General features: G+C 40.7%; 4 protein-coding genes. 1 reads left to right on the forward strand and 3 read right to left on the reverse strand.

Annotated elements, in window-relative coordinates:
* Positions 1 to 474 precede the first annotated feature (474 nt).
* On the reverse strand, positions 475 to 3,690 hold the full coding sequence (locus tag F6K22_RS18155; protein WP_293100679.1) for an alkaline phosphatase: 3,216 nt from the start codon (positions 3,688 to 3,690) through the stop codon (positions 475 to 477).
* 485 nt (positions 3,691 to 4,175) lie between these two features.
* Entirely contained in the window at positions 4,176 to 8,045 is a 3,870-nt protein-coding gene (locus tag F6K22_RS18160) for a glycerophosphodiester phosphodiesterase family protein (RefSeq protein ID WP_293100682.1), read from the reverse strand.
* A gap of 825 nt (positions 8,046 to 8,870) precedes the next feature.
* Here F6K22_RS18160 and F6K22_RS18165 point away from each other — a divergent pair.
* Entirely contained in the window at positions 8,871 to 9,167 is a 297-nt protein-coding gene (locus tag F6K22_RS18165) for a hypothetical protein (RefSeq protein WP_293100685.1), read from the forward strand.
* 192 nt (positions 9,168 to 9,359) lie between these two features.
* Here F6K22_RS18165 and F6K22_RS18170 read toward each other — a convergent pair.
* The coding region (locus F6K22_RS18170; RefSeq protein WP_293100688.1) for a helicase-related protein at positions 9,360 to 10,576 on the reverse strand (1,217 nt) is incomplete at its 5' end.

Below are 10,576 nucleotides of genomic sequence, written 5' to 3' on the forward strand. Positions count from 1 at the left end.
AGCAATTAACAATGTTCATGTCGGCGACAGCTGAAACAATTAATAATTAATAATTACCCCTTCTTGAAAGAAGGGGATTGGCTAAAAGGAATTTTTTTTGATTTATTCCCTTGAAAGGGGAGGCTTTAAACCTTAATTGTTGAATTAATAATTAATTATTGACTATCAACTCTTAATTATTAATTATCAACTATTAATTATTAATTATTCGGTAAAGTCTGCCTCTGTCAAAGTAGTAGTATCAATCCCGTTGAGGAGAGCGAGTGTACCCTCTATTTCGGAGAGCTGAAATGAAAAAAGATCGGATAGATATTTTTCTCAAATATTTATCCGAAATTTATGTAGGGTAAGTTAATCAGTAAATATTGAGGAGATATTACCTAAATTTTTACTCATTAAACTTGAAAAGAATATTAACTTTATTCCTAAAAATACTGACCCTTAAGAATTGATTGTAGAAGCAGTATTTGAAAGTTATACGGAAGTAAAGTCACTCTCAGTTAAAGCAGTAGTATCAATACCATTAAGAATAGCGAGTGTCTCCTCTCCTGAAATAATACTACTTCCAGTAAAGCTCAAGTCAGCAAAAGTTAGACCCTCAGCTAAACCGATGAAGTCAGTTCCAACTTCAAAGTCAACAATAGTATCAGTTCCTTCACCAACAGCTAAGATAAAGGTATCAGAACCTTGACCACCAGAGAAATCATCTCCAGTGAGGCGATCGTCACCCAAACCACCTCGGATTAAGTCATCGCCATCATCACCCCAGATGCTATCGTTACCTTCATCTCCATAAAGTTCGTCGTTACCGCCTTTACCAGCAATGCGGTCATCACCTGTACCACCGATGATAGTGTCATCACCACCTTCAGTACCACCTGGAGAACGGCTATTGTCGTCACCCCGGAGAATATCATCTCCTTCTTCACCGTAGATGAAATCATTGCCTGCACCACCAGCGACGATATCGTCACCAATATCTGCCCGAATCAGATTATCTTCAGCTTCACCTACCAACACTTCATTTTCTGGAGTGCCGTCAATTAATTTCGGTAACACATCCCCAAATAGGGTGCGATACATAATCTCGTATATCTCTGTATTATCAACTGTACTGGGTAACAAGTCGGCATTAAGACCATGCGCCTTAGAAACAATACTACCTGCATAGTCAGAGGTTCCGGTAAAGGCAATCCCAAAGCTAAATTGATCTCCATCTAAATCTGGGGCAGATACAAACGGGTCAGTTCCCAAGCCTTCTGTACCATCGAGGGGATTGCGAACAGCATCAGAACGATCTGCTAAAGTGGGATTTACACCTAAACTGCCAACGGGTTGATCCGGAGAAACATCATCTACTTCTAAACCACTAGCATCACTATCCGCTGCCGTAATTAACAATGTATTGGGATCGATGTTCTCAATAAAATCAATTGCTATTCCAATCGCCTCGTCCGCCCGAAGTGTTGCATCAACTGCACCACGAGCGTTATTATTGTTGGGGAAGTTGTCGGCACCTTCTTCTTCCAACACGATCATGAATTGGTTCTCAGTGAACACATCCAGTCCTAATGTTACTTCTAACATTTGAGCAACACTAGGAGGATTAGTGGGAGTACCATCGGGGAAGAACTGACCGTAATTGTCTAAACCTGCGGCTTGGTTAGCTTCTTCGGTGGTGTCGTTGTAGGTATCTTCCGCCCCAAAGATTCCTAAAAGTTTCTCCGTATCAGCCGGAACGTTCAATAATTCTTCTTGGGTAAAGACAACGGTGTAACCCATTGCTTCGGCTTCTTCAATTAAGTTGCGACCATCTTCACGGGTTCCTTCTTCGCCAAAGAAACCAATGGTTCCGACAGGTAAATAATCAGTTTCCCCAGCACCGAGGATAACATTGACACCAGACTCAATAACTTCAGCGGTGATTTCTTCGGTTTCGCGACGACTTTGTACGTCTGCCAAAAATACTCCGGTTCCAGGTTCGGCAATAAAGCCAGAGTTAATAACTGCAGTGACTTTTCCATCTGCAATGGCTTCTTCCATAATCGTATTTCCCTGTTGACCGGAAAGCGGAATGACAGGAACACCGTTTTCATCAAACCCATAAGACCCGGCAAAGGTTTTGGTTCCCGTCGCATGAGTAACAGCCCCAGCATTAGAGGTTCCAACTAAGCGGTCTTCCATGTGACCCAGGTAAACTCCAGCGTTGGACATCATATCCCAGTTCAACCGACCATCAGGCCCTTCGGCTACAAATCGAGCAGCGGCGTAATGGGAAGGACTCGCTCCGTCAGGGTGAATAAAGATGACGTTTCCAGTATCTTCTGTTGCTTCTGGGGCGGGTTGAGGAGATTCAGCCGGAACGAAAGAGGGCAACTCTACATCAAATAGAGTTTGGTACATGATGCGGTAGATGTCTGTATTGTCTACCGTGGAAGGCAACAGTTCCGCATTCAAACCATAGGTTTTGGAAACGATACTTCCAGCGACATCGGGCGTTCCCACATAAGCAATACCGAAGGGATATTCATTACCATTGGCATCAGGCGCTGAAATAAAGGGTTCAGTCCCACGACCTTCGGCTCCATCGAGGGGATTTTGAACTGCATCGGAACGGTCAGCTAAGGTTGGGTTAACCCGAACAGTTCCAACCGTTTCTCCGGAAACATCATCCACCTCTAAACCGCCTGCATCACTATCAGCAGCGGTAATAATCAGAGTATTAGGATTAACGTTATCAACGTAGTCTTGGGCAATGCCAATCGCTTCATCCGCCCGCAGTACTGCTTCTACTAAACCACGACCGTTGTTGTTATTGGTAAAGTTGTCAGTGGCTTCTTCCTCCATCACGATGAAGAAACCCTCTTCATTTTCAGGAGAGAACAAGTCAAGGCTGAGAGTAATATCCAACATCTGTCCAATTGTGGGAGGATTTGTCGGAGTACCATCGGGGAAGAATTGACCGTAATTGTCTAAACCTGCGGCTTGGTTCGCTTCTTCGGTGGTGTCGTTGTAGGTATCTTCGGCAGCAAAGATTCCTAACAGTTTCTCCGTATCAGGAGAAACGTTCAATAATTCTTCTTGGGTAAAGACAACGGTGTAGCCCATTGCTTCAGCTTCTTCAATTAAGTTGCGACCATCTTCACGGGTTCCTTCTTCGCCAAAGAAACCAATTGTTCCCATAGGTAAATAGTCAGTTTCCCCAGCACCCAGGATGACATTAGCCCCAGACTCAATAATCTGTGCGGTGATTTCTTCTGTTTCGCGACGGTTCTCAACGTCGGCTAAAAAGACTCCAGTTCCGGGCTCCGCAATCAAGCCAGAGTTAATAATTGCAGTTGCTTTTCCGGCTTCAATGGCTTCTTCCATAATCGTCATTCCGGGTTCAACCCCTAAATCTGGGCCACCGAGTTCGGGGCTAAGGGCAGAGAGAGATTCAACCGGATTCCCTTCTTCATCCAAGCCGTAAGACCCGGCAAATACCTTGACCCCAGTCGCATGAGTAACAGCTCCAGCATTAGAGGTTCCCACTAAGCGGTCTGCCATGTGACCCAGGTAAACCCCAGCATTCGTCATGTTATCCCAGTTGAGGCGACCATCAGGACCTTCTTGTACAAAGCGTCCAGCAGCGAAATGAGATGGACTGGCTCCATCAGGGTGAATGAAGATGACACTATTTCCGTTTGCCATTGTCAAAAGTCTTTTTGAAAGATTTATTCTACAGAGATTCAGGATACAAGTTGTAGGTTAAAGGGCAGTTAAGCGGATGTTAAAAAATCAAAAATAAGCCACAAACTTCAGAGCTATTGATGAGATGTAGAAAATTTGCAGCAATAATGTCTAATTAACTTAACTAATATTAAATATAACTAATTAGATGTCTCCAATAATAAAAAGTAAAATCAATTATCGTACAGAAATTATTGATTCTTTCTCCCTGCTCCCTGCTCCCTGCTCTGTCTTTTCTGGAGATGTCTATTGTAAACAGGGTGGGAGTGGGCTAACCCACTCCACATTCATAATTATAGACACCAGAGAAGCTGCGCGTGCTACGCAAGATGAAAGGCGGTAGCCTTGCAATAGCAATATGCTGAATTTCGCAGTTACGACCCAGGAGGCTAGCTGAGTGCTGAGTGCTACTTCAAGCCAGAGTGAGGTCAGAAGCACTCAAAGTGTTAGAGGGAGAGAAAGTCACTCTCAGTTAAAGTGGTAGTATCAATACCATTGATTACGGCGAGTGTCTCCTCATCTGAGATAATACTATTTCCAGTAAAGCTCAAGTCTGCAAACATTAGACCATCAGCCAAACCAATGAAGTCAGTTCCAACTTCAAAATCAGTAATTGTGTCTGTTCCTTCACCAACAGCTAAAATAAATGTATCAGAACCTTGACCACCAGAGAAGTTATCTCCAGTGAGAAGGTCGTCGCCTAAACCACCTCGGATGAGGTCATCACCATCATCACCCCAGATGCTATCCTCACCTTCATCACCGTAAAGCCGATCGTCGCCACCTTTACCGCCAATGCGGTCATCACCTGTACCACCCCAGATGGTGTCATTTCCATCTTCAGAAGTACCAGTAGAGCGACTATTCGCGTCACCTCGGAGAACATCGTCTCCACCAAAACCATAAATTTCATCATTGCCAAGCAAACCAGCAATTAGATCGTTGCCTTGAAGACCCACTAACCGATCGTCGTCATCGCTTCCTTCTATCTCTAATGAACGCTCTCCATTATCATTGAGGTAGTCAACAGCTAATAATGGTTCATCAGTTTGGAGAATACTTGCTCCCGCATCTACCCAAAAACCAAAAACTTCATCTGGTTCAGTTAAGGCAAGAACATCATTTCGGAAACCGTTAATGAAACCATTATCACTAATTTCAGGATTAGCAAACAGAGTATTTATCCAGAGACGAACATCATATTCTTCAGCAATTGCTTGAACTTCTTCAGAGAACAGAAAACCGCCATCTTCAGTCAATTCTTGGCTGTCACCTTGAGGACGAACCAGCATTTCTGCTGCATTGGGTTGAAATTCTTCAAATACTTTAACGATAAACTCAGAATTTGATACTAAGTTATCGTCGATAATAGGCATGAATTCTACAGGGAAAGGTAACTGACTGAGAGTTTCTTGCACTGCTGCAAATTGCTCTTCATTGTTAACTGGGTTCTTAATGACAATTTGTTCGTCAACACCCATGTCACGAGCAATATTCATTACGTTAACCAATTCCTGCACTGGAAGTTTGATGTCAACGTTGAACATGATTTCACCGTCAACTGCTGCAAAAGCTTCTTCAAGAGTAGGAATTTTTTCTGATGTGACTTCGCCTGTGTCTTCAATAATCAGATTTAATTCTTTAAGCTCATCAAGGGTTAGCTCATCAACACGACCTGAACCATTTGTTGTCCGGTCTACTGTCTGGTCGTGAATAATCACATATTCACCATCTACAGTTTTCCAGACATCAAGCTCAACCATTTCAATGCCTGCATCAATAGCTTGTTCAATAGTCGCTAAAGAATTTTCTGGTAAAGTCGTTACACCATTTTCATAATAACCACCACGATGAGCAACTACTATTGCGTAATCAATGGTAGCATCTTCCCAAGCATCAAGAATGCGGTCAATGGGTTCAACTCCATTTTCGAGTTGAGACTGGATAAAGGTAGAAAGTCCAGCCAAATCGTCAGTATTGATTAAATCAATCTCTGCTTCAAATAGAGGACCCCAAACACTGGGAGCATCTTGAGGCAAATTCCAGAAACGGAATATTTTATCTTCTCCCTGAACTTCAGAGACAATGCGATTTAATTCCGCTTCAGTGTCTTCAGGAATAGTACCAGTGCCATCCCAAGCTAAATCTCCACTGAAGAAATTATTCCAGTTATCGCTAATTAGAGGCATAAAACCTGGATCGGCATCAGTACCAATGTCACTTTTACGTCCATCATACCCAGCGTAACGCACCTCTTGGCTTTCCATAAATTCACGGGGGCGATCGCCTGAGATAATTGGAGTAACAGCACCCGGAGTAACAGTGTAGTTACCCATCTCATCTTGAGTATAGGTGGTAAATAATCCGGGAGATTCTGCTTGATACTCTGTTAAAACTTCATGGAGTCTTTGATAGGTAGAAAGTCCCTCACTCTTAATGTCAATCAGGAGTGTTAGAGGTGTACCATCTGCATAAACACCACCATTATCGAACTCTTCTTTCAAGTCTTGTAGAGGATCGAGGTAGAGTTCTTCTAAAGTTGGGAGGGTTGTCGGGTCTAGTACAGGATCGTGAGCAACTCGTAGATTTTCGTTATCGTCAGGATAGAGCCAAATATCTGATTCTACACTGATAAACCCATAGCTGAGAGCATCAAATAGAGGGAAATCATGTTCGTAATCATTATGAGCATGAGTAAATGGTACTGCTTCACTTCTTCGTTCGGGGATCTCTTGAAGAAAAGCTAACTGTCCTCCTTGTACCAAATTTTCTTCTGCTATGACTCCATCCCTGAGACTGTGCGCTTGAACATCAAACAAAAATAAGTCACCAGGTTCTCGATCGAACAAACTTGAAACATCTAAAATTCCTGAAGATTCCCAGTCACCTATATCATCAGGGTCTCCATCAGTTTGAGGAATAGGTTCTCCTGGTACTGCTGAACGATCCATTTGAGCAACACGGATCAGTTCTCCAGTTGTTGGATCTAACTTCCAGATAGATGCTTCCTCTCCAGATGTATCTCCAAATTCTCCAGTAGATCGGTCTTCATTGATGTAAATGTAACCATCATCTGCCCAATCTAAGTTATCTGGACTACGCAATCCAAAATCAGGATGTGCAAACTGTCCATCTCCTGCATCATCTCCATCATAGAGAATTGTTAGGTCAGCAGTGATGTCTGAATCACCAAATTCTAAGTCAACACTATAAGTTATTCCCCAAACATCATCAGGAAAACGACCACTCCGACCCGTAGAAGCTAGCACCGCTTCCGTACCATCAGCAGGGTTTGTCGCTACATCTTCAGGACGAGAAAATTGGAAAGCACCCGCTTCTTCGGCAAGTAAATCTTGTTGAGTTTGGGTAGCAAATCCCATTTCATCATAACCTAGTTCATCTTGAATACTGCCATCGCCATCTGTATCTTCTGCAGTCCCTGCTAAGTCGCTACGATAGTAGTCAATCTCTACAAATTTTCCTGACTCGCTATTTCCTGTTCCATTAAACCCCGCCGGATCTGGATTAGTATCTGGGTCTTCTGGGTTCCCCTCATTATCTACTACGCTATCTGGAGTATCACCTAATTCTGCATCAGGAACCCAGACATAGAGACTACCATCAGCTAGACCGTTACGTTCTAGAAAATCTGCTCCTTCAGTTGTATCTTTTTCTCCTACATAAAGAAGTAGAGGAGCTGCTTCACGGTCATCTCCTACTAATATACCTACTTCCTCAGCATCTCCAGTATCTACCTGAGTTATATTTTCCCAAGCAGCTCTTCCTAACCAAGGAACAGCATGAAGGGTGTTAGTGGCAACATCCAAAGCAAACTCAGTTCCGCCAAAAGTTTCCTCTCCAGTAAAGTAAATTTCATCGACAATTCCTGAGCCACTTTCAAATTGATTAGCTTCTATATAGTGAGAAGAACATAAACGATTTAATCCTCCAAATTCCAGGTCAGATATCTCATCTACTACTTCACCATTGCGATTGATAATAGTGTCATAAGCAAGACCTGCATCAACTACTTCTAGGGTCTCCTTATCTATATCAAAATAGCTGACTCTAGCTCCCGTGAGTTCAGTGCCATTTGCCAAAGCATAGGCATAACCAGCACCGCTTCTTAATTCGTGGTTAACCAAAACACGAACTGTATCTTCCTCAAGTTCAAAAGCTCCGATACCATCAAGAATTCCCGGAGGAGTATAATTTCCTGAAGCTCCAGGAATAGTTTCAACGATGGTAATAACAGGTTTAACTTTATAGCCATTAAGACCTGTCATTTGAGCAGGTTGGTTTGTTGTAAATGCCATCTTTACACTCTATTTAAGATTACAAAAATCAGGTTTTGTGGGATTTGAAAAACTAATTACTCAGAAAAATCTGTATGGAATATATGCTCCCATAATTGTTTTAAAAGAAGAATATGAAAAGGATAAATTTTGGTTAAATCAATATTTTTTGATCGAAAAATTAAAACAAATTAAAAATAACTTGTTTCTGTTGATATTAGTGATATATTTTTATGTTTAAATATTTTGCATATTAAATTTGAGAGCGATCGCTGGGCTATGTAATACCAATTCCCAAAAATAATGCTATACTTCCGATGGAACTTCAGTTATTAAGTAATAATAATGCTTCAGTAATGTTTGTAAAGATTATCGGCAAACTTCAAAATATCTTATCTCTTTGAACCCTACTCTGTACGGACGTTGCATGCAACGTCCCTCCGACCTCCGACCTACTCTCAAGGAAATGTAGCAAGAATGTGTGATAAATCGTATAAGAGACTGTTTGTCAAATAAGTATTAAGAGAGCTTAGAGTGACTAAAATCTAAAAGCGGTAATAGTTCAAGGAATTTAAATCTGGTAGATACCAGAGGTGGAAAGGTACATATATTCCTAAATTTTTAAGTGACAAATAGTTGTCTTGATTTCTTACTCCTTATTCCCTATTCCCTGTTCCCTATTTCGTTTACAAACAATCTCTAAGTGCTGTGTAAATAGCTTAACTGGACACGATATGAAATTTTTTTGGAGGCGATCGCTACTATTTTCCGGAATTTCCTGATGAGATTAAGGATCTAACTAAAAGAACCTAGATAATTTTTATTTAATATTTGGAGTGGGAAAGTATGTCTGATAATTCTACATCAAAATTTCGTCCAAGAAAACATATTATTTCTCTTGGTTGGTTTAGCTTTATAATGATTAGTAGTATTGCTGGTTTAATTAAACATGGAAACTTTGGCAGTTTACCAATCAATTTTTTGATTGGTAGTGTCCCGGTAGCTATTGGTCATAGTCTTGATATTCAGAATCAGAAAAAAGAACAGAAATTACTTATAGCTGAACAAGAAAAACGCAAATTAAAACTTATGGAAGATTTAGCTCTGAGTCAAACTTTGTTAGAAAGAGCAGAAAATTTATAATTTTACCGAATTATTAATAATTAATAATTATTAATTAAATAATTCAGCTTACTCTGCCTCCCCTTTCAAGGGGAAAAAAAGAAACAGTATTTCCTTGTATTCAATCCTCTCGGTTTCAACCAGAGGTAATTATCCATTATCCATTATCCATTATCCATTAATGAAACGGCTTTGTTGCATAAAAGATTATTTTTAGAAAAAATCTTCTAGATCAATGTCATCATCAGAATTTTCTGACAATTTTTCATCCGTTTTTATTTCTGATACATTTTCAGGATTATTTTCATCATTTTGTTTCTCATTTCCATATTTTACCCCTGATTCTGCTGCACGTTGAGCAGCCGGATTATTAATTTCATAAATCGGTTCAGGCTGAATATTTTTTAATGGCTCAATTTTTGTTTTTTCCTGCTCTTGCTCTTGGGATTTAACAGATTCTTTGGTATCGTTTTGTTTTTCATTTCCATATTTTGCTCCTGGTTCAGCAGCACGTTGAGCAGCCGGATTATTGATTCCATAATTAGGTTCTGGCTTGACAATTTCTAACTGCTGAACTTCTGATTTTTCCTGTTTTTTATCTTTATATTTAGGAGATTTGTGTCGCCTAATTCCACCTCTACGTCTACGAGAGGTCTGCTCTTCTGTCGTATTTTCCGTAACAACTTCATACAAAATTGCTAACTTATTTTTATCGCTACCTCGACGCAAAACTCGACCCAATCTTTGAATATATTCTCGTTCGCTACCCGTACCAGACAAAATAATTGCTACTCTCGCATCTGGCACATCAACACCTTCATTTAAAACATGAGAAGCGACAAGAGTTTTATATTCTCCAGTCCTAAATTTACTTAAAACTTCATGGCGTTCTTTGACTGGAGTTTGATGAGTAATTGCCGGAATTAAAAAGTCATGGGAAATTCGATAAACTGTCGCATTATCTGCTGTAAAAATTAAAGTACGTTCTGGGAAATGTTGAGCAAGCAAATTACCTAAAGTTCGCAATTTTCCATCAGTACCAAGAGCAATTTCTTTAGCTTGACGATGAGCTAACATTGCTCGACGACCAGCAGTAGAACGAGCGCTCGATATAACAAAATTTTTCCAACCATTTACTCCACCTAATTTAATATTTGCCTGTTTTAAAAAGTCATTTCTGATTGTCATTAATTTGTTATATTCTTCCCGTTCCTGTTGCGAAAGTTTGACCATTATTTGCACGATTTTATGGTCAGCTAAAGCGGCACCTGCTAACTCTTCAGGAGTTTTGCTGAAAACAGTAGGTCCGATTAAATAATCTAGGTCAGAATGACGACCATCGGAACGATTAGGAGTTGCCGTCAGACCCAGGCGATAAGGAGCGATCGCGTATTCGGCAATTACTCGATAAAAATCAGTAGGTAAGTGGT

Origin of the sequence: Okeania sp. SIO2F4 (assembly GCF_010672385.1) — a bacterium.
In the GTDB taxonomy this organism is placed as follows: Bacteria; Cyanobacteriota; Cyanobacteriia; order Cyanobacteriales; family Microcoleaceae; genus Trichodesmium.